Annotated in this window: 16 protein-coding genes; 6 read left to right on the top strand and 10 right to left on the bottom strand. The window is 73.5% G+C overall.

Annotated features, from left to right (window positions below; translation table 11 throughout):
* The first annotated feature begins 37 nt into the window (after positions 1–37).
* From ACIQI7_RS16255 to ACIQI7_RS16245, 3 genes are all read left to right on the top strand, one after another.
* Entirely contained in the window at positions 38–919 is an 882-nt protein-coding gene (locus ACIQI7_RS16255) for an alkaline phosphatase family protein (RefSeq protein ID WP_401109939.1), read from the top strand.
* Positions 920–1,330: 411 nt separating this feature from the next.
* Positions 1,331–1,813 carry a hypothetical protein gene (locus tag ACIQI7_RS16250; RefSeq protein ID WP_401109936.1) on the top strand — a complete coding sequence of 161 codons (483 nt, stop codon included), beginning with the start codon at positions 1,331–1,333 and terminating at the stop codon, positions 1,811–1,813.
* Between the two features lie 281 nt (positions 1,814–2,094).
* Positions 2,095–3,465 (top strand): multidrug effflux MFS transporter, encoded by a 1,371-nt coding sequence (locus ACIQI7_RS16245; protein WP_401109933.1) that lies wholly within the window; start codon positions 2,095–2,097, stop codon positions 3,463–3,465.
* A 73-nt stretch (positions 3,466–3,538) separates the two neighbouring features.
* On the opposite strand, the gene ACIQI7_RS16240 is transcribed toward ACIQI7_RS16245, so the two are convergent.
* The 10 genes from ACIQI7_RS16240 to ACIQI7_RS16195 form a co-directional block, all read right to left on the bottom strand.
* Positions 3,539–5,596 carry a glycosyl hydrolase family 18 protein gene (locus ACIQI7_RS16240; protein WP_401109930.1) on the bottom strand — a complete coding sequence of 686 codons (2,058 nt, stop codon included), beginning with the start codon at positions 5,594–5,596 and terminating at the stop codon, positions 3,539–3,541.
* 544 nt (positions 5,597–6,140) lie between these two features.
* Positions 6,141–6,734 (bottom strand): hypothetical protein, encoded by a 594-nt coding sequence (locus tag ACIQI7_RS16235; protein WP_401109928.1) that lies wholly within the window; start codon positions 6,732–6,734, stop codon positions 6,141–6,143.
* Between the two features lie 209 nt (positions 6,735–6,943).
* Positions 6,944–7,891 carry an ABC transporter substrate-binding protein gene (locus ACIQI7_RS16230; RefSeq protein ID WP_401109926.1) on the bottom strand — a complete coding sequence of 316 codons (948 nt, stop codon included), beginning with the start codon at positions 7,889–7,891 and terminating at the stop codon, positions 6,944–6,946.
* Positions 7,892–7,935: 44 nt separating this feature from the next.
* Complete coding sequence (locus ACIQI7_RS16225; protein WP_387757661.1) at positions 7,936–8,613, bottom strand: ABC transporter permease; 678 nt, start codon at positions 8,611–8,613, stop codon at positions 7,936–7,938.
* A complete protein-coding gene (locus ACIQI7_RS16220) occupies positions 8,610–9,278 on the bottom strand; it encodes an ABC transporter permease (RefSeq protein WP_387757663.1) in 669 nt (222 codons plus the stop codon). The genes ACIQI7_RS16225 and ACIQI7_RS16220 overlap by 4 nt, the downstream gene beginning before the upstream one ends.
* Positions 9,268–10,530: an ABC transporter ATP-binding protein gene (locus tag ACIQI7_RS16215; protein ID WP_401109921.1), complete on the bottom strand. Its 1,263-nt coding sequence runs from the start codon at positions 10,528–10,530 to the stop codon at positions 9,268–9,270. Before ACIQI7_RS16215 ends, ACIQI7_RS16220 begins: the two co-directional genes overlap by 11 nt.
* 213 nt (positions 10,531–10,743) lie before the next feature.
* Positions 10,744–11,130, bottom strand: a complete 387-nt coding sequence (locus ACIQI7_RS16210; RefSeq protein WP_363384225.1) for a rhodanese-like domain-containing protein — start codon at positions 11,128–11,130, stop codon at positions 10,744–10,746.
* The gene (locus tag ACIQI7_RS16205) at positions 11,124–11,756 is read right to left on the bottom strand and encodes a cysteine dioxygenase (protein ID WP_401109918.1); all 633 of its coding nucleotides are present in this window, start codon (positions 11,754–11,756) and stop codon (positions 11,124–11,126) included. Before ACIQI7_RS16205 ends, ACIQI7_RS16210 begins: the two co-directional genes overlap by 7 nt.
* A 194-nt stretch (positions 11,757–11,950) precedes the next feature.
* Positions 11,951–12,028 carry a putative leader peptide gene (locus ACIQI7_RS16200; RefSeq protein WP_107086570.1) on the bottom strand — a complete coding sequence of 26 codons (78 nt, stop codon included), beginning with the start codon at positions 12,026–12,028 and terminating at the stop codon, positions 11,951–11,953.
* Positions 12,029–12,128: 100 nt separating this feature from the next.
* On the bottom strand, positions 12,129–15,302 hold the full coding sequence (locus ACIQI7_RS16195) for a hypothetical protein (RefSeq protein ID WP_401109915.1): 3,174 nt from the start codon (positions 15,300–15,302) through the stop codon (positions 12,129–12,131).
* A 471-nt stretch (positions 15,303–15,773) separates the two neighbouring features.
* Here ACIQI7_RS16195 and ACIQI7_RS16190 point away from each other — a divergent pair, with 471 nt between their 5' ends.
* The 3 genes from ACIQI7_RS16190 (at position 15,774) to ACIQI7_RS16180 (ending at position 19,233) form a co-directional block, all read left to right on the top strand.
* Positions 15,774–16,616, top strand: a complete 843-nt coding sequence (locus ACIQI7_RS16190) for a nitrilase-related carbon-nitrogen hydrolase (RefSeq protein ID WP_401109912.1) — start codon at positions 15,774–15,776, stop codon at positions 16,614–16,616.
* 13 nt (positions 16,617–16,629) lie between these two features.
* Positions 16,630–18,060 (top strand): dihydropyrimidinase, encoded by a 1,431-nt coding sequence (gene hydA, locus ACIQI7_RS16185; RefSeq protein WP_401109909.1) that lies wholly within the window; start codon positions 16,630–16,632, stop codon positions 18,058–18,060.
* A gap of 159 nt (positions 18,061–18,219) precedes the next feature.
* The gene (locus ACIQI7_RS16180; protein WP_401109906.1) at positions 18,220–19,233 is read left to right on the top strand and encodes a TIGR03842 family LLM class F420-dependent oxidoreductase; all 1,014 of its coding nucleotides are present in this window, start codon (positions 18,220–18,222) and stop codon (positions 19,231–19,233) included.
* The last annotated feature ends 67 nt before the right edge of the window (positions 19,234–19,300 follow it).

Below are 19,300 nucleotides of genomic sequence, written 5' to 3'. Positions count from 1 at the left end.
CGCGGCCGGGTGCGCACGACCGAAAGGAACCCCCACCATGTCCGCTGCCCCGTGGCCCCGCCCGCGCGTGCTCGTCGTCGGGATCGACGGCGTCCGCCACGACTACCTGGCGCAGGTGCCGATGCCGAGGCTGCGGGAGGTCGCCGAGGCCGGGTTCCTGGTGCCGGTCACCGTCGCGGACTCCACGCCCACCATGTCCGGGCCGTGCTGGGCCACCATCGTGACCGGGGTCGAGCCCGCCAAGCACGGGGTCTGGGGCAACCACCTGGGCGGCAACCGGCTCGACGTCTTCCCCGACTTCGCCACCCGGCTCGCCCGGGGCGACCGCCGCCGCACCTTCGTCGCGGCCGGCTGGGACCCGCTGATGATCAACGAGTCCGGCGGTCCGCTGTTCCGCGCCCCCGGCCGGCTCTCCTACGTCGCCCCCGCCGAGGACACCCCGGAGGCCTGGGAGGACGTGGACGAGGAGGTCACCCGGGAGGCCGTCCACGTCCTCGGGACCGCCGACCCCGAGGCCTCCTTCGTCTACCTGGGCGCCGTCGACGAGACCGCCCACTTCCGGGGCTGCGGCGAGGAGTACCGCGCGTCCATGCGCACCGCCGACGAGCGCCTCGGCCGCCTCCTCGACGCCGTCCGCGGCCGGGCGACCCACGCCGAGGAGCAGTGGACGGTCATCGTCGTCACCGACCACGGGCACGTGGACGCCGGCGGCCACGGCGGCCGTACGGTCGAGGAGCGGACGGCGTGGGTCGCCTGCGCCGGGCACGGCATCCCGGCCGGCCCGCCCACCGGCGAGATCCGCCACCCGGACGTCGCCGCCCAGGTGTACGCCTCGCTGCTGCGCCCGATCGACCCGCACTGGACCCTCGACGGCCGCCCGTTCCCGGTCGCCCGGCCGGTACCGGTGGCGGTCCGGTAACACGGGTGGTCGGGCCCGCGGCCGACCACCAGTGCTCCGGGTGCAGCAGGCCGGGCTGCGGCGGCGCCGGGCTTGGGCAAGGCTCGATCGGGACTCGGGCCGCGTCCGGCCCGGGCGTGCCGACCCCGGCTCGGGAGCGGCACGTCCCCGGGACCGGCGGGTCCCGCACCCGCGGGCCTCAGGGTCTCCGCCGAACGGCATACGCCTGAAGGTGGAGAAGGTACCCCGTGGGTCGGAGACGACATCGCGACCTGGTGGTGACGATCCGACGGGTCCGGACACGCCACGATGGTTGCACCGGACGGCGGGGCGCGCAGGCCGGGCCGGTGGCGCCGGCCCGGGCGGCCGCGCCGGAGGCGGAGACGAGCGGCAACAGCCGCACCGGTCAGGACACGGAGAGGGCAGTCGGGCATGAAGGGCATCGTGAGCAAGGTCGCGCTGGGAGTCGCGGGCACCGGCATGGCCGTCGCCGTGGCAGCCGTGGCAATCGGCCCGCGGGTGTCCGACTGGTACGACGAGCATCACCAGCAACAGGGCTCGTTCGAGACCGGCACCCAGGCCAAGGCCGACCGCCGGTCGATGCCGACCTGGCTGCCCGACAATGCCTCCGGGGTGAAGTACCTGATGTCCACCAAGGGCGACGACCGCCTGCTGCACGCCACCCTCCCGGAGGGGCGGCTGCCGGCCGGCTGCACCGTCGGGCTGCCGGGCAAGAGCGCCCACCCCGTGCCGGAGTCGCTCAAGGCCGGCTGGTTCCCCGAGAACGTCGCGGCAAAGGCGAGCGGCACCTGCGGGCACTACAACGTGGCGCTGACCGGCAACCAGCTCTACGCCTGGCAGGACGGCGCGGCGGTGCAGGCGGCGCTGCGCGCCGAGCACGTCGCCAAGCACTGAGCCCGGCGGTCGGTCGCGGGCGCCCGCCGACCGGCAGCCCGCCCGCCCGACCACCCTGGACGACCGCCCCGGCCATCCCGGCCAGGGGCGGAAACGGCCCGCCGCGCACCGGAAGGTGCGGGCGGGCCGCCGTCGTGCGCGGGCGCGGAACGGGCGGCGGGCGACCCGCCCGAACACACCCCCACGGCCGAACAGCTCGCACCCCCGCTGTCGGAACCGGACCGGGCTGCGATAGGACGGAGCGCGAACGAGCCCCATGTCGCCCGTCCGTAAGGAGAACCATGCCCGGCCCGACCGTCGGCCCCACCGACGACACGTCGACCGCTGCCACCACCACCCCCGCCTCCGTCGCCACACCCGCCACGCCCGGCGCCGCACCCGTCGCCGTGCCCGTCGCCGTGCCCGGCGTCGCGTCCGGCGCCGGACAGGGCCGTCCGGGCTGGGCCGTGATCGCCGCCCTCGGCGGTCTCGCCGCGCTCGGCCCGCTCACCACCGACCTCTACCTCCCGGGCCTGCCCGCGATCGCCGACGACCTGGTCGCCCAGCCGGCCGCCGTCCAGCTCACCCTGACCTTCTCGATGTTCGGGGTCGCGGCCGGGCAGTTGCTCTTCGGGCCGCTCAGCGACCGCTTCGGGCGCCGCCCGCCGCTGCTCGCGGGGCTCGTCCTCTACACGCTGTCCAGCCTGGTGTGCGTGTTCGCGCCGAACCTGTCGGTGCTGATCGCCGCCCGCTTCGTCCAGGGCGCGGCCGGCTCCGCCGGGCTGGTGATCGGGCGCGCCGTCTCCCGGGACCGCTTCCAGGGCGTCGCACTGCTGCGCTTCCTCGCCTCGATCGCCCTGATATCGGGACTGGCGCCGATCCTCGCCCCGATCGTCGGCGCGCAGCTGATGCGGTTCACCTCGTGGCGCGGCACCTTCGGGGTGCTCACGGCGCTCGGACTGCTGCTCACCCTGGTCTCGCTCGGCGTGCTGCGCGAGACGCTGCCGCCGGAGACCCGGCACGCCGGCGGGGTGGGCGCCACCCTGCGGACGATGGGCCGACTGCTGCGCAACCTGCCGTTCCTCGGGCTGGCGCTGACCAGCTCCCTCGCCTTCGGGGCGCTGTTCGGCTACATCAGCGGGTCCTCGACGGTGCTCCAGCACGTCTACCACGTCTCGCCGCAGACCTACAGCCTGCTGTTCGGGCTGAACTCGTTCGCGATCGTGGTGATGACCCAGGTGAACGGGCGGTTGCTGGCGCCGCGCTTCACCCAGCGGGCGCTGATGCTGGGCAGCCTCGCGGCGGCGGTCGCCGCCGGGGTCGCGCTGGTGCTGCTGACGACGGTGTGGGACTTCGGGCTGGCCGGTTTCTGCGCACCGCTGTTCGTGATGATGGGCAGCCTGGGCGTGCTGCTGCCGAACACCGCCGCCCAGGCGCTCGGCCTGGTCGAGCCGCAGGTGGCGGGTACGGCGTCGGCGCTGCTCGGGACGGGCAACTTCCTGTGCGGTGCGGTGGTCGCACCGCTGAGCAGTCTGGGCGGTCAGCCCTCGGCGGTGCTGCTGGCGCTGGTGGTCCTGGTCTGCGGCGTGCTGGCGACGGTGGTGTACCTGGCGCTGTGCCGGCCGGAGCGGCAGCGGACGGGTGACGCCGGACGGAAAACAGATGACAGCTGACAGATGTTGAAATCTGTCAGCTGTCATCCGTTATTCGTCGTTCGTCACTCGCCCGGCGTCACCCGAGGGGGACTCAGGCGATGGAGAAGTCGTCCCCGTACACGTTGCCCTGGCCGTACCAGCCGTGCAGGTACACGGTGACGGTGCCGTTGGCGCCGGTGGTGAAGGGAACGGTCAGCTTGGTCCAGCCGGAGGAGTTGGCCCAGGCGCTGGCGGTGGCGCCGCCGTTGACGCCGACGTAGGCGTAGTTGCCCTGCACCCAACCGCTCAGGGTGTAGCTGGTGTTGGGCTTCAGCGTGACGGTCTGCGAGCACTCGCCGGTCTGGCTCGCGGAGACCGCGGCCTGCAGCGCCTTGGTGCCGGAGTGGACCGGGGTGGAGACCACGGCGCCGCCGCTCTGGCAGGTCCACGGAGCCAGGCTGCCGGTCTCCAGGTCACCGTTGACCAGGCCGGTCGTCGGGCCGGTCCCGGTGACGGTCAGCGTGTAGGTCGCGGTGTGGCTGCCGGACGCCCCGGTGGCGGTGACGGACAGCGGGTAGGTGCCCGGCGCCGCGGCCGAGGTGGTGGAGATGTTCAGCGTGGCGCTGCTGCCCGCGGTGACGCTGCCGGGGGTGACGGTGGCGTTGACGCCGGCGACCGGGACGCTGCTGACCGTGAGGTTGAGGTTCTGCGCCGAGCCCGCCGTGACGGCCGTCGCGACGGTGGCCGAGGTGGACGAACCGGCCGCGACCGTACCGGAGTTCGGGTTCACGGCGACCGAGAAGTCGTTGCCCGGCTGGGTGCCGGTGACGTTCAGGGTGAAGGTGCTGGTGTGGCTGCCGGAGGCCGCCGCGCCGGTGACCGTGATCGGGTAGCTCCCGGGCGTCACCGAGGAGGTGGTGGAGACGTTCAGCGTGGCGCTGTTGCCGGCGGTGACGCTGCCGGGGGTGACGGTGGCGGTGACGCCCGCCGGGGCGCCGCTGACCGTGAGGTTGACGCTCTGCGCCGAGCCCGCCGTGACGGCCGTCGCGACGGTCGCGGAGGTGGACGAACCGGCCGCCACCGTGGCGGAGTTGGGGCTGACCGACACCGAGAAGTCGTTGTTCACCGTCGAGCCGCTGGTGAACGGCGCGAAGATGTGGGTGAAGTCCCAGGTGTTCTGGGCGATCCCGGAGCAGTTGTCGTTGCCCTTGGTGCCCGGGCAGCCGCCGTTGTCGCGCTGGAGCGCCCAGAAGGACAGCGTGTTGATGCCCTTGGCGACCGCCCAGTTGTACACCGTGGTGGCGTTGGCCAGGGTGAAGGTCTCGGCCGGGCCGAAGTCGTCGACACCGATCATCTCGGTGATCCCGATCGAACCCCACAACTGGGCGGGGGTCTTGGACGGGTAGAGCTTGGCGAGCTGGTTGTAGAGCCCCTGCGCGGAGGTCTGGGTGTCGGCCGCCATGTCGTGGACGGCGTTGTCGTAGTAGTCGAAGGTCATCATGTTGACGACGTCGATCCGCGCGTTGTTGCTCACCGCGTTGCGCAGCACCGCGAGGCCGCTGTCGGCCAGCCCGGAGGTGGTGGTCGGCAGCGTGTAGGAGAACTGGATGTTCCGGCCCTTGGCGGCGGCCCAGTCCTGCACCAGCTTGATCGCCTTGTTGCGGCGGTCGATGCCGCCGCTGTTGGTCAGCGAGTTGTCCTCGATGTCGAGGTCGATCCGGCTGATGTCGTAGGTGGTGATCACGTTCTCGAAGGCGGCCGCGATCTGGTTGACATCGGTGCAGCTGTCGGCCAGTTCGGTGCCGGTGTTGTCCGCGGTGTAGCCGCCGAAGGACGGGATCACGTCCCCGCCGTTGGCGCGGATGGTCGAGATGTCGGCGCCGAAGGTCGCGGAGGACACCGGCATGGAGGTGTCGCCGTTCCAGTACGGCGTGCAGGAACCCTTGGTGGCGGTCTGGAGGAACGCCATGGTCAGGTGCTTGGCGCCGGACTGTGCGGCCAGCTGGGCCGGGCTCTGGCCGGTCCAGGCCTCGAAGTAGGGGGCGAAGACCCGGCTGGGGAGCGGGGTGGCGGCCTGGGCGGAGCCCGTCCCGGCGGCGACCAGGCCGGCCGAGGCGACCAGCGTGGCGCAGGCCGTAAGCACGGCCTGGACTGTTCGGCGAAGGCGCATGGATTCTCCAACAGACGTGGTGGGGCAGGACGTTGGGGAGGTGCGGTCGGTTCGGACGGGATGGCCGTGTGGGGTCGGCCGAAGGGTCCGGGACCGGGTCGGATATCGGGAGTGCGGGCGTTCGGGGGTGCGAAGGCCCACCGACTCGCGTGGGCGCGGGCGGCGTGCGGATGCGCGCGCCGTACGGAGCGGGGGTGGGGCGGAGCAGGGCAGGGCAGTGCCTCAGCCGCCGGTGGTCACACCCCCACAGTGCATCCCGGTCGGATCGACATGCTTATGTTTGGACTAGACCACTGGTCTGTCAAGAGACCTAACAGTTCGTCACCACACGGCCCGTCCGGCGAAAGGGGGCGGTGTGCGCCTGGGGCGGGGGTGGGTGCCGGTGTCGGCGGGGGGAGGGGTCGGGAACGAGAAGACCGTGGCCGCGCACCGGGAAGGGGCGCGGCCACGGCGGCCCGGCGCTCAGGACACCGGGCGGTTCATGTGTCGCGGATCGGCAGACCCGGGGCCCCAGGGCCTGCGGGCCGGATCGGCGGAACGCGGATCAGCGGGACGGCGGGCAGAGCGTGGCGAGCAGCGCCTCGTTGATCTTCGCGGCGGTGTCCGGACCGAAGCCCTGCGGGTGGTCGGCGGAGGTGAAGCGCTGATCGGCCAGCTCGACCAGCTTCTGCTTGTCCTTGGGGAACTGGTACATCGACTGGCACTGGTTGCGCGCCCGGTCCACGGCCTGGTCCGGCTTGCCGCCGACGATCGCCGGGTCGATCGCGTCCAGCGCGGAGACCAGCTTGGCCGTCAGGTCGTCGCCCGGCTTGGCGGGCAGTCCGGCGTCGGCGGGCGGGGCGGGCTTGGCCGGTGCGGGGGCTCCCGAGGCGCCGGCGTCGGCCGCGGGCGCGCCGGTGGCGCCGTCGGTCGTGGGGGTGGCCGAGCCGGCCGCGGGAGCCGGGGGCGTGGCGGCGGCGTCGGAGGGAGCGGCGGTCGAGGCGGCCGTGGCGGTGGGGGAGCCGGCCGCGGCGGTGGGCCTGCCCGACCCCGGCCCCGACCCGGGGCCCGAGCCCGATCCGGAACTGGAGCTGGAGCAGGCAGCGAGGCTCACCGCGGCGAGTGCCGTGAGGGTGGCGGCGAGGAGACGAGTGCGCATGGCGCCCAGACTGTCATGTTCGCGGCATGGAAGGGAAGGTCCCTCCGGCGGTCGGAAGGGCATCTCCGGAACGGCGGACGGCGGCCCGGAGGGAGCTCCTCCGGGCCGCCGTCAGGTGGGTCGGTCGACCGGTGCGAACGGCCGGTCGACCAGCGCGAGCGGGCGACCGTCAGTGCGGTCGGGCGGCTGTCCGGCCGATCGGCCGGCCGTCAGCCGAGACCGTTGGACTTCAGCCAGTCCTTGGCGACCGCGGACGGGTCCTCCTTGTCCACCGACACGCGCTTCATCAGCGCCACCAGCCCGGCCGTGTCGAGCTTGGCCGACACCGCGTTGAGCGCCGCCGTCGCGGTCGCGTCCACGCCCGCCTTGTTGACCAGCGGGGTGATGTTCTGGGCGCCGAAGATGTTCTTCGGGTCGGCCAGCGGGACGAGCTTGTACTGGGCGATCTTCGGGTCGGTGGTGAACACGTTGCCGACCTGGATGCTGCCGTCCTTGAGCGCGTTCGCGGTGGTGTCGGCGGTGGGCTTCCACTCCTTGAAGGTCAGCCCGTAGACGTCCTTCAGCTGCTGCTCCCGGCGGGTCTTGAACTCCGGCGGCCCGCCGATGGTGAACTCGCCGGCCTTGGCGGCGAGATCGGCGATGCTCTTGAGGCCGTTCTTGTCGGCCGCCTCCTGGGTGACGCTGAGCGAGTCCTTGTCCTCGGCGGGGGAGGAGTCGAGGATGCCCAGCGAGGCGGGCAGCGTCTTGGCGAGCGCCGCGTTCACGTCCTGGGTGGTGACGGCGGTGGACTTGGCGTCCAGGTAGGCGAGCAGCGAACCGTTGTACTCCGGCAGGACGGTCAGGTTGCCGCTCTGCAACTGCCCGTAGAGCACCTCGCGGCTGCCGATGTTGAACTTCTCCTCGACCTTGACGCCCTTGGCCTTGAGCGCCTGCGAGTAGATCGACCCGAGCAGGACGTTCTCCGGGAAGTTGGCCGAGCCGACCACGACGGTCGACCCGGAACCGCCCGCACCGCCGGAGCCGCCCGCGGGGGCCGAGGCGCTCGAACCCCCGCTGAGCGGGTCGCCGCCGGAGGAGCCGCAGGCGGTGGCGCCGAGGGCGAGCGCGGCGAGGGCGCCGAGGACGGCGGCGCGGCGGCTTCGGTTGATTGTCGACATGGTGACAGATGTCCTTCCGGAACGGGAGGGGGGACGATGGGGAGTCAGCGGGGCTGCCGCTGGGCGCGCACCCCGGGCGGGAGCGCGAAGCGGGCGAGCAGGGCGAAGAACAGCTGGGCGGCGACCGCGAGCAGCACCACCAGCAGCGCACCGCCCACGGTCACGGCGTACTTGCGGGTCGCCAGCCCGTCGATGACGTAGCGGCCGAGGCCGCCCAGACCGACGTAGGCGGCCACCGTGGCGGTCGCGATCACCTGCACGGTCGCGGTGCGGAAGCCCGCCAGCAGGGTCGGCGCGGCCGAGGGCAGGCAGACCTGCCGCAGCACCTGGGGGTGGGTCAGCCCGATGCCGCGCGCGGCGTCCCGGACGTCCGGATCGGTGCCGCGCACCCCCTCGACGGCCGCCACCAGCAGCGGCGGCGCGGCGAGCGCGACCAGCGGGAACAGCACGGCGGTGTCGCCGACCCCGGCGAGCAGCACCGCCAGCGTCACCAGGCCGAGGGTGGGCAGGGCGCGGGCGGCGCCCGCGAGCGCGGTCACCACGGTGACGCCGCGGCCGGTGTAGCCGATCAGCAGCCCGAGCGGGACGGCGAGCACCGCCGCGTACAGCAGGGCCTCACCGGAGAGCAGCAGGTGCTCGGAGACCCGGTGCACGATCGAGTCCGGACCGCTGAGGTGGTCCGGGTCGGTGAAGAAGTCGCTCAGCCAGGTCAGCCAGTTCACGAGCCCGCCCCCTTCTCCCGGACGGCCCAGGGCGCGAGCAGCCGCCGGGCGGCCACCAGCAACAGGTCGACGGCCAGGGCCAGGACGGCGATCAGCACGATGCCGGCCAGGATCGGGGTCGGGAAGGTGCGCTGGAAGCCGTCGACGAACAGGTAGCCGAGCCCGCCACGGCCGACCAGCGCGCCGACGCTGGCCAGCGAGATGCTGGACACCGCCGCGACCCGCAGTCCGGCGATCAGGTACGGCACGGCGGCGGGCAGCTCGACCGAGGTCAGCCGGTGCCACGGTCCGTACCCCATCGCGGTGGCGGCCTGCCGGACGGCGTCCGGGACGGCGCGCAGTCCGTCCACGGTGGTCGGCAGCAGCACGGCGAGGGCGTAGAAGGTGAGCGGGATCATCACGGTCGCCTGGGTGGCGAGGCCGGTGTACGGGATCAGCACCACGAACACGGCCAGCGAGGGCAGCGCGTAGACGATGTTGAACACGGCGGAGAGCGGCTGGTACAGCCGGGGGTAGCGGGCGCAGGCCAGACCGAGCGGGACGGCGAGCAGCAGACCGATGAGCACGGGGACCAGGGCGATCACGGCGTGGTCGGCGAGCAGGTTGCCGAGGTAGCCGAGGTGGTCGCCGATCCAGTACCAGCGGACGATCGGTTCATCGTCCACCGTCGGCTCCGTCCGTGCCGCCCGTCGCGGTTCCGCCGCCCGCTGCGTCGGAGGCGCGTGTTCCGCCCGTTCCGTCGGGGGCGCTTCCGTCGGGGGCGCTTTCGACGGGGGCGCTTTCGACGAGGGCGCTTCCGTCAGGGCCGACCGGGGCGCCTGAGCCGTCGGGGCTGCCTGGGCCGGCCGGGGCCCTTGAGCCGGCCGGGGTGCCTGGGCCGGAGGCGTCGGGCCGCAGCGCGGTGAGGACGGCCTCGCGGCTCGCGGTGCCGGTGGCCCGGCCGTCGGCGTCCAGCGCGACGGCGACACCGGCCGGGGAGAGGACGGCGGCGTCCAGCGCGGTGCGCAGGGTGTCGGCGTCCGGGCGGAAGCCGGCTGTCGGGTGCAGTTCGGCGGTGACGGCGTCGCGGTCGATCCAGCCGATCGGGCGACGCTCGTCGTCCAGGACCAACTCCCACCCCCCGTAGCGGAGTCCGTCGCCCACCGGGCGGAGCTCGACGGCGCTCGCGGGGCGCAGGCCGAGACCGCGCAGGCCCCGGTCGCGTCCGAGGAAGGCGGCCACGCCCTCGTCGGCGGGGGTGGTGAGCAGGGTGTGCGGGTCGGCCAGCTGGGCGATCCGGCCGTGCTCCCGCAGCACCACCACCTGGTCGCCGAGCCGGACGGCCTCCTCGATGTCATGCGTGACGAACAGCACCGTCTTGTGCAGCTCGGACTGGAGCCGCAGCAGTTCCTCCTGCAGCCCGGCCCGCACCACCGGGTCGACCGCGCTGAACGGCTCGTCCATCAGCAGCACCGGCGGGTCGGCGGCCAGCGCGCGCGCCACGCCGACCCGCTGCTGCTGGCCGCCGGACAGCTGGAACGGGTACCGCTTGGCGGTCTCCGGTGCGAGCCCGACCAGTTCGAGCAGTTCGGCGGCGCGGGCGCGGGCCTTCCTGCGGTCCCAGCCGAGCAGGTAGGGGACGGTGGCGATGTTGTCGATGACCTTGCGGTGCGGGAACAGCCCGGCCTGCTGGATCACGTACCCGATGCCGCGGCGCAGCTTGGCGGGCTCCAGCTCGGCGACGTCCGTGTCGTCCAGCAGGACCCGGCCCGAGGTGGGCTCGACCATCCGGTTGACCATGCGCAGCAGGGTGGTCTTCCCGCAGCCGGACGGTCCGACCAGGACGGTTATCCGACCGGTCGGGACCTCCAGGTCCAGGCCCTCGACCGCGACGGTGCCGTCGGGGTGGCGCTTTCCGGCGCCCTCGAATCTGATCACGTGGAGTTTCCTCGTCAGGGCGCCCCGGGGAGGCGGCGCCTGGGTCGTTCGGTCGTTCGGTCGGGTCGTTCGGTGGCGGCGGTTTCAAGCGCCCGGGCGTACTTCCGCCCGCGTGGCTGCCCAGCTCTGGACCGGCGGAAACTCTGATCAGACTATGACCTGCATCATCTCCTGTCTCTGATTTACCGTCCGGCACGCGGCGCGACCGTGAGCTCAGCCGCCCTGACGGGTCGGCAGACCGGCGGCCGCCCAGCCGACGAAGCCGCCGTCCAGGTCGGTCGCCCGGTGCAGCCCCAGCTCGCGCAGCGAGGCGGCCGCCAGGCTGGAGGCGTAGCCCTCGGAGCAGACCACGATCACCTCGACGTCGTAGCCCGAGGCTTCGGGAATCCGGTGACTACCCGTCGGATCGAGCCGCCACTCCAGCACGTTGCGTTCGATGACCAGCGAGCCGGGGATCTCGCCCTCGGCCGCCCGCTGCGCCGCCGGACGGATGTCCACCAGCAGCGCGCCGTCCAGCTGGGCCTGGTACGCCTCGCGGGCCCGCGGTCGGTGGACGCCCTCCCGGGCGCGCTCCACCAGGTCGTCGATCGTGGTCACCATTGTTCGGGTCCTTCCTCGGAGGTGCGGACGAGCCCGCCGGCCCGCAGGTCGTAGTGCGCCATCGAGCTCAGCGGCGGGGAGTAGGCGTGCAGGGTGACGGCGGGGCCGACGGCGGTGTTACGCACGTCGTGCACGTACTCGGGGCCGAAGGCGCGGGCCGTGCCGGCCGGGACCCGGCGGATCAGCAGGCCCTGGTCCGGGCCGCCGAGGGACAGCTCCTCCAACTCGCCGAGGGCGACGGTGAAGGCGCCGCGGGAGCCGCCGTGGTCGTGGAAGCCGGTGGACTGGCCGGGCAGCCAGCTGATCAGCCACACCTCGTGGTCCTCGTCGGCGGCCAGACGCCGGTACCAGCGCTCCTCGGTGGAGAGGCGGACGTGGTGGATCCACTCCTCGGGGCGCTCGGCCAGGTCCCGGACGAGGGTCCGCAGGGTGCCGGGGGTGAGCGGCGCTCGGGTGTCCCCGGCGGACGGCGGCGGTGGCCCGGGGGCGGTCGCCGGGCTCGCGGTGACGGTGCCGGTTCCGGCATCGGGAGCGGTTCCGAGGGCGGGAGCGGTGCCGGTTCCGGGGGCGGTGTCGGTGTCGGTGATCGGGCGGGCGTCGGGGCTGATGCTCGGGCTCAGGCTCATCAGGGCGTCCTCGGGTGCGGGAACGTCGGCGGGAAGCGCCCGGTGTCCGACGGCGGTGGACGGACGCGGGCCGGCGGAGCGGCCCGGCACGTACGGGTGCGCCGGGGCGGGGCGGGGGTCAGGACTGCGGGTGCGGGTGCGCGGCGCGGGCCCTGGCAGACGTCACAGGGCGGGACCGGCGGGGGAGAGCAAGGTCAACAGGCACAGATGGAACTCGCCTGGCGTCGCAGATCGACGTGCAGGCGGCATACCAGAGTGGCGCCGGAGTCCATGCGCCGGATCCTTCCCGAGCGAACCGGACGAAGTCAAGCCGAACCGACGGCCCGCCGCCGTCCGTTACCGGCGCCGTCGGGGCCGTCGGACCCCCGTCCGCTACTCCTCGGCGGCGCGGCGCGGCGTCGGGGGAGCCGTGGCGGCCGGAGCCTCGGCGGACGGGACGCCGGCGGTCGTGGCCTCGGCGACCGGCGCCGGGCCGGCCAGTGCCTGCTCGACCAGTGGTGCGGCCTGCTCGCCCAGATGGCGGCCGAGCGTCTGGTAGGCGTCGAACTGCTGGTGGTCGAACCACTGGTCGCTGGTGCGGTCGTTCGGGAAGGCCCGGTTCTCCATGGCGTAGGCGTGCAGCTCGTACGGCATGTCGGGGGTCAGCACCGACTGGAGGAGGACCAGCCGGCCGTGCCGGACGGCCCCGGGCCCCTCGCCGAGGTCCGGGTAGCGGATGTCTCCGGTGATCACGCCCCGGGCCGACAGCCGGGCGGACAGCTGCGCCGCGAGCCCGCGCAGCGGTGGCCGGCGGCCCGGGTGGCCGTGCCTGCCGTCGTACCCGTCGCCGTTCCCGCCGCCGTCCGTGCCGCCGTTCCCGCGGCCGTCCGTGCCGCCGTTCCCGCCGCCGTTCCCGCCGTCGTCCGCGGCACCGCGTTCGGCGGGCTGCTCGGCGGCGCTGCCCGGGACCAGCAGTTCCGGCTCGTGCAGGGTGATGACGACGCCCAGCTCCTCACGGGCCAGGGCGATCGCGGCGGCCAGCTTGGCGGCGTAGCCCGCGTCGCCGCTGGCGTCGATGCAGACCGCCGTCCGTACCCGGTGCCGCAGCAGCTCGACCAGCCCGAGGTTCTCGTAGTGGCCGCCGTCGGTGGTGAGCAGGAAGCGGTCGTCGGCCGGGAACCACCCGACCAGCTCCCGCAGCTGGTACGGGAGGCGGCGGACGGCGGGCTGCGCGGGGCGGCGCCAGTCCGGCGGCCCGGACCAGTCCGGGCCGAGCACCGCGGGGTTGGGCAGCCACGTCCCGAGGCGGGCGTTGGTCACCGCGAACAGCCGCTGGTAGACCCGGGATTCCCGTCCCATCGCGGAGGAGAAGGCCGCGCCGGAGACGGCCATCGCCGACTGCACGGTGAGGTCCCGGGCGATGTGCGGACGGGTGCGCCGCTCCAGCAGGTCGGTGCGCGCGTACCCGACGCCCGGACCGCCCACGTAGTCGTACGAGAGCGAGAAGGAGACCGCCGGACGGCCCGGCGGTGTACGGGAGTTGCCCGACAGGTTGGCCGCCGCGGAGAAGATCACCTGGGGGAATTCGGGGTGCCGGGCGCCGTAGTGGCTCAGCCAGGTCTGCTCCCGGAAGAAGTGGTACGGGCGGGCCATCGACTGGCCGCCCTCGGTGGCCCGCCGGACCGCGAACGCCGAGGCCAGCCGCAGTCGGTAGAACGGGTGCAGGCTGACCCAGGTCTGGTCGAGGTTCAGCCCGACCGCGCCGAGCACCAGCGGCAGCAGCACCTGGACGGCCGTCGGCCACGCGTACCCGGTGGCGACCGCCCAGCCGAGGGCCAGCAGCGCACCGGCCGTCAGCACCAGGAGCGAGGCCCACACCACGAGGACCTGGGGGAGGCCGGCGGCGCGGCCGCCGCGGGGCCGGGCCGTCGCGCCGGCCACGGCGGCACCCCGGCCGGGCGTCCGGCGATCGCGCCGGAGTATGGCGAGCAGCAGCGCCAGGTAGCTGAGCGCCACGGCCAGGCCGAGCCCCGCGCCGGTCAGCTGCGGCCCCGCCGCCACCGCCTGCTGGAGCCGTACCGCGGCCCAGGCCAGCCCCGGCACCGCCAGCACCCCGACGGCCAGCAGGGCGGCCAGCCCGAGCAGGCCGAGATTGGCCCGGCGCAGCACGCGTGGCAGCGGCGACTGCCAGCCTAACGAGGGGAAGAGCAGCAGCCAGAGCAGCCAGCAGCCGGCGGCCGTGGCGAGCAGGACGCCGAGGGCGGCCAGCGCCGGTGCCCGGAACTCCAGCGGCCCCGGTGCGGCGGCGGTGCGGCGCAGCCCGGCGGCCGCCAGGTGTCCCAGGTCGGTGAGCGGCACGGCCCGGTAGCAGCGGCTGAGCCCCAGGCCGATCGTCAGGACGGCGGCCAGCAGCAGGGTGAGGGCGGACAGCACTCCGCGTAGCAGCGTCCCGAGGGCGACCAGCCACCCGCCGGCGCCCTCCGCGACGTACCTGCCGTGCCGGCGGAGGTGGTCCTCCTCGGGGGAGCCGGGCTCCAGTACGGTGTCGGCCGTCAGGCCCGAGACGGCGTGCACCGGGCTGCCGGGCGCCGAGTCGCTGAGTGCGAGCTGGAGCGCGCCGACGGTGTAGCCGCCGCCCGAGACGGAGACCAGGTAGCGGGCCCGTTTCAGCCAGGGCCGCAGCGACTGGAGCGCGCCGAGGGTGACGCAGGCCGAGCGGATGCCGCCGCCGGAGGCGCAGAAGCCGAGTTCGGCGGGCTCGCGGCCGGGCGGCACCCGGGCGGCGTCGCGCCAGCGGGCGTGCCGGACGGGTGTGTCCGGGGTCTGGTCGGTTGCGCCCGGGGCGCCCGAGCGGTCAGGGGCGTGTGGAGCCGTGGCGGTGCTCGGCGAGGCGTCGTTCCGGGTGGCCGTGGGCCGGGGCGGGACCAGCGCCGGGCGGTCGGGGGAGTCGGCGCCGCGGGCGTTCTCGTCCGTCTGCGACCGCCGGAGCCCGCGTACGGCGCGGGTGGCGGTCACCAGCAGAATCCCTGCCGCGGCCGCCCCTGCGGGCAGGAGCAGCAGCCACTTGACGGTGGCGAGCGCGGTGGCGGCGGCGAAGGGCGTGTCGGAGCCGCCGGCGCCCGGGCGGAGACCGACGAGGCCCGCGCGCAGCAGCGCGTCCTCCCCGAGGTCGCAGCAGGCCGCGAGCAGCCCGGCGGCGCCCACCGCGAGCGCCGGCAGGCGTCGGCGCACCGGCCCGAGCACGTACCCGCCGAGCAGTGCGGCGGCGACCAGCGTCAGCCCGTAGCCGCCGGCCAGCCAGACGTCGGCGCGCAGTGCGGCCAGGTGGTCCGCCGCGCGCCCGCCGACCACCGCCTCGGCGGCCACCCGGGAACCGGCCAGTTGGAGGGCGATGTCCGGTACGCGAGGCGCCAGGCGGTGGAACAGCAGCCCACCGAGGACGGCCGGCAGGAGTGCGCCGAGGGCGAGCAGCAGGCCGGCCCAAGCGGGCAGGGCGGGCGGCCGTGGCGCCGGGCAACCGCCCGCCGCGGTGCCCGTGGTGCCCGCGTTGCCCGTGGTGGCCGCCACCTCCGCCGTTTCCGCCGCCGCACCTGAGGAATTCGTCACCGCCATCGTCGTCACCCCCGCTCGGTCGCCCCGATCCCCCGTGACCGAGCCGCTGAACTCGCATGAAACCACCGAGGACTGACGGTGAGTGGTCGTCCACGGTGATGTCCACGCGGGTCTTACCCCACCCTCGCAGTTCGCGCACCAGGGATGGCTGGTTTCACTCGAACGAGTAAGAGGGCAACTCCCGGGGTAGATCAGCTTTTCATCACACCCGGGCCCGTCCGCGTGTCCGCGCAACAGGATCACCCCAGACGCGTTTCCGCCAACGTATTGTCAGGCCACCGAGGCCGGGCCTACCGTCTACAGATCGCTTTCTACGCACGTAGACCCTGTGGTTCCCCGAGTGGAACCGCGGGTGAGACCCACCCCGTCAACCCTCAGACCGCTGGCCCGACCGCACGGCCGGACCGCGGAGTTGCGGAGGTACCCATGTCGCAGATCGTCCGTGCCGCGCTCGTCCAGACCCGCTGGACCGGCGACCAGGAGAGCATGATCGCGCTCCACGAGCAGTACGCCCGCGAGGCCGCCGCCCAGGGCGCGAAGATCATCGGCTTCCAGGAGGTCTTCAACTCCCCGTACTTCTGCCAGGTCCAGGAGGCCGAGCACTACCGCTGGGCCGAGGCCGTCCCCGACGGCCCGACCGTGCGCCGGATGCGGGACCTCGCCCGCGAACTCGGGCTGGTGATGGTCGTCCCGGTCTACGAGGAGGATCAGACCGGCGTCTACTACAACACCGCCGCCGTCATCGACGCCGACGGCAGCTACCTCGGCAAGTACCGCAAGCACCACATCCCGCAGGTCAAGGGCTTCTGGGAGAAGTACTACTTCAAGCCCGGCAACCTCGGCTGGCCCGTGTTCGACACCGCCGTCGGCAAGGTCGGCGTGTACATCTGCTACGACCGCCACTTCCCCGAGGGCTGGCGCGCGCTGGGCCTGGCCGGCGCGCAGATCGTCTACAACCCCTCCGCCACCAGCCGGGGCCTGTCCGGCTACCTGTGGCAGCTCGAACAGCCCGCCGCCGCCGTCGCCAACGAGTACTTCGTCGCCGCGATCAACCGCGTCGGCACCGAGGAGTACGGCGACAACGACTTCTACGGCACCTCCTACTTCGTCGACCCGCGCGGCCAGTTCGTCGGCGACGTCGCCTCCGACAAGGAGGAGGAACTCGTCGTCCGCGACCTCGACCTCGGCCTGATCGAACAGGTCCGCCAGCAATGGGCGTTCTACCGCGACCGCCGCCCCGACGCCTACGGACCGCTCGCCGAGGCGTGAGGAGCAGCGCGCGATGACCACCCGACACCCGCACCAGCGCACCGTCGTCCGCGGCGGCCTCGTCATCACCGCCACCGAGGAACTCCACGCCGACGTCCTGATCGAGGGCGAGCGGATCGCCGCCCTCGCCACCACCGGCAGCTCCGCCGCCGAGGCCTGGACCGCCGACACCGTCATCGACGCCACCGGTCACTACGTCATCCCGGGCGGCGTGGACGCCCACACCCACATGGAGATGCCGTTCGGTGGCTCCGCGGCCTCCGACACCTTCGAGACCGGCACCCGGGCCGCCGCCTGGGGCGGCACCACCACCATCGTGGACTTCGCCGTCCAGCCGGTCGGCGGCTCGCTGCGCGAGGGCCTGGACGGCTGGCACGCCAAGGCCGAGGGCAACTGCGCGATCGACTACGCCTTCCACACCATCGTCTCCGACGTCAACGACGCCGTGCTGAAGGAGATGGACGCCCTCGTGGACTCCGGCGAGTCCACCTCCTTCAAGCTCTTCATGGCCTACCCCGGCGTCTTCTACAGCGACGACGGCCGCATCCTGCGCGCCATGCAGCGCGGCGCCGCCAACGGCGGGCTGATCATGATGCACGCGGAGAACGGCATCGCCATCGACGTCCTGGTCGAACAGGCGCTCGCCGCCGGCAAGACCGCCCCCCGCTACCACGGAGAGGTCCGCCGCGAACTGCTGGAGGCCGAGGCCACCCACCGGGCGATCAAGCTCGCCCAGGTGGCCGGCAGCCCGCTCTACGTGGTGCACGTCTCCGCCGCCGCCGCGCTCGCCGAACTCTCCCGGGCCAGGGACGCCGGCCTCAACGTCTTCGGCGAGACCTGCCCGCAGTACCTCTTCCTCTCCACCGACAACCTCGCCGAGGAGGGAGTCGACGGCTTCGAGGGCGCCAAGTACGTGTGCAGCACGCCGCTCAGGCCGCGCGAGCACCAGGAGGCGCTCTGGCGCGGGCTGCGCACCAACGACCTCCAGGTGGTCTCCACCGACCACTGCCCGTTCTGCTTCGTCGGCCAGAAGGAGCTGGGCCGGGGCGACTTCTCGAAGATTCCCAACGGCCTGCCGGGCGTCGAGAACCGGATGGACCTGCTCCACCAGGCCGTGGTGGACGGGCACATCAGCCGCCGCCGCTGGGTCGAGATCGCCTGCACCACCCCGGCCCGGATGTTCGGCCTGCACCCGCGCAAGGGCACCGTCGCCCCGGGCGCCGACGCCGACCTGGTGGTCTACGACCCCACCGCGGTGCAGACCGTCTCCGCCGCGACCCACCACATGAACGTGGACTACTCGGCCTACGAGGGCCGCCGACTCACCGGCCGGGCGCGGACGGTGATGTCGCGCGGCACCGTCGTGCTGGACGGCGGCCACTGGCTCGGCCGGGCCGGCCACGGCACCTTCCTGCGCCGGGACACCTGCCAGTACCTGGTCTGACACCCTCCCGCGGTTGTCCCCTGGGCCCTCCGCCTCTCCCGCTCTTCGTCGTCCACCCGCCGCCGCCCGCCCCCGCCCGCCGCCCGCCTGCTGTCCGCCGTACCGTCTCGGCGGGGCGACCGGGCGGCGGCGGTCGAACCCCCTTACCTGGAGCTCCTCATGGACATCGGCCTCGTCCTCCAGACCGACCCGCCCGCCCGGTTGCTCATCGACCGGATGGTCCGCGCCGAGCGGGCCGGTTTCACCCACGGCTGGACCTTCGACTCGTGCGTGCTCTGGCAGGAGCCCTTCGTCATCTACAGCCGGATCCTCGCCGAGACCGAGCGGATGACCGTCGGCCCGATGGTCACCAACCCCTCCACCCGTACGTGGGAGGTGACCGCCTCCATGTTCGCCACGCTCAACGACATGTACGGCAACCGGACCGTCTGCGGCATCGGCCGCGGCGACTCCGCCATGCGGGTCGCCGGGCGACGCCCCGCCACCCTCGCCCGGCTCTCCGAAGCCATGCACGCCATCAAGGAGTTGGCCGAGGGGCGCACCGCCGAGGTGGACGGCACCGAGATGCACCTGCCGTGGGTCGGCGCCGACGCGTCGCTGCCCGTCTGGATGGGGGCGTACGGGCCGAAGGCGCTGAGCCTGACCGGTCGTCAGGCGGACGGCTTCATCCTCCAGTTGGCCGACCCCTATCTCACCGAGTTCATGGTCAAGGCGGTCCGGGCCGCCGCCGTCGAGGCCGGACGGGACCCGGATTCGGTCACCGTCTGCGTCGCCGCCCCGGCCTACGTCACCGCCGACGACTCGCCGGAGGCGCTCGCCCACGCCCGGGAGCAGTGCCGCTGGTTCGGCGGGATGGTCGGCAACCACGTGGCCGACCTGGTCGGCCACTACGGCGAGCACTCCGACCTGGTGCCGGAGGCACTCACCGACTACATCAAGGACCGCCAGGGCTACGACTACAGCCACCACGGCCGGGCCGGGAACCCGGACACGGCCTTCGTCCCGGACGAGATCGTGGACCGCTTCTGCCTGATCGGCCCGGCCGAGGTGCAGCGGGCCCGGCTGGCGGAGCTCCGCTCGCTCGGCGTCGACCAGTTCGCCGTCTACGCCATGCACGACGCGATCGAGACCACCATCGACGCGTACGGGACGGACGTCATCCCGCACCTGTGACCTCCCGCCCGCAGCGATCGTGAACCAGCCCGTGAACCAGCCCGTAGGCCTTCCCGTGGACCTGTCC

It is taken from the genome of Kitasatospora sp. NPDC092039 (assembly GCF_044756065.1).
Lineage (GTDB): Bacteria > Actinomycetota > Actinomycetes > Streptomycetales > Streptomycetaceae > Kitasatospora.
Note: the sequence above shows the minus strand (reverse complement) of the source record. Positions and strands in the feature narration are given on the sequence as shown.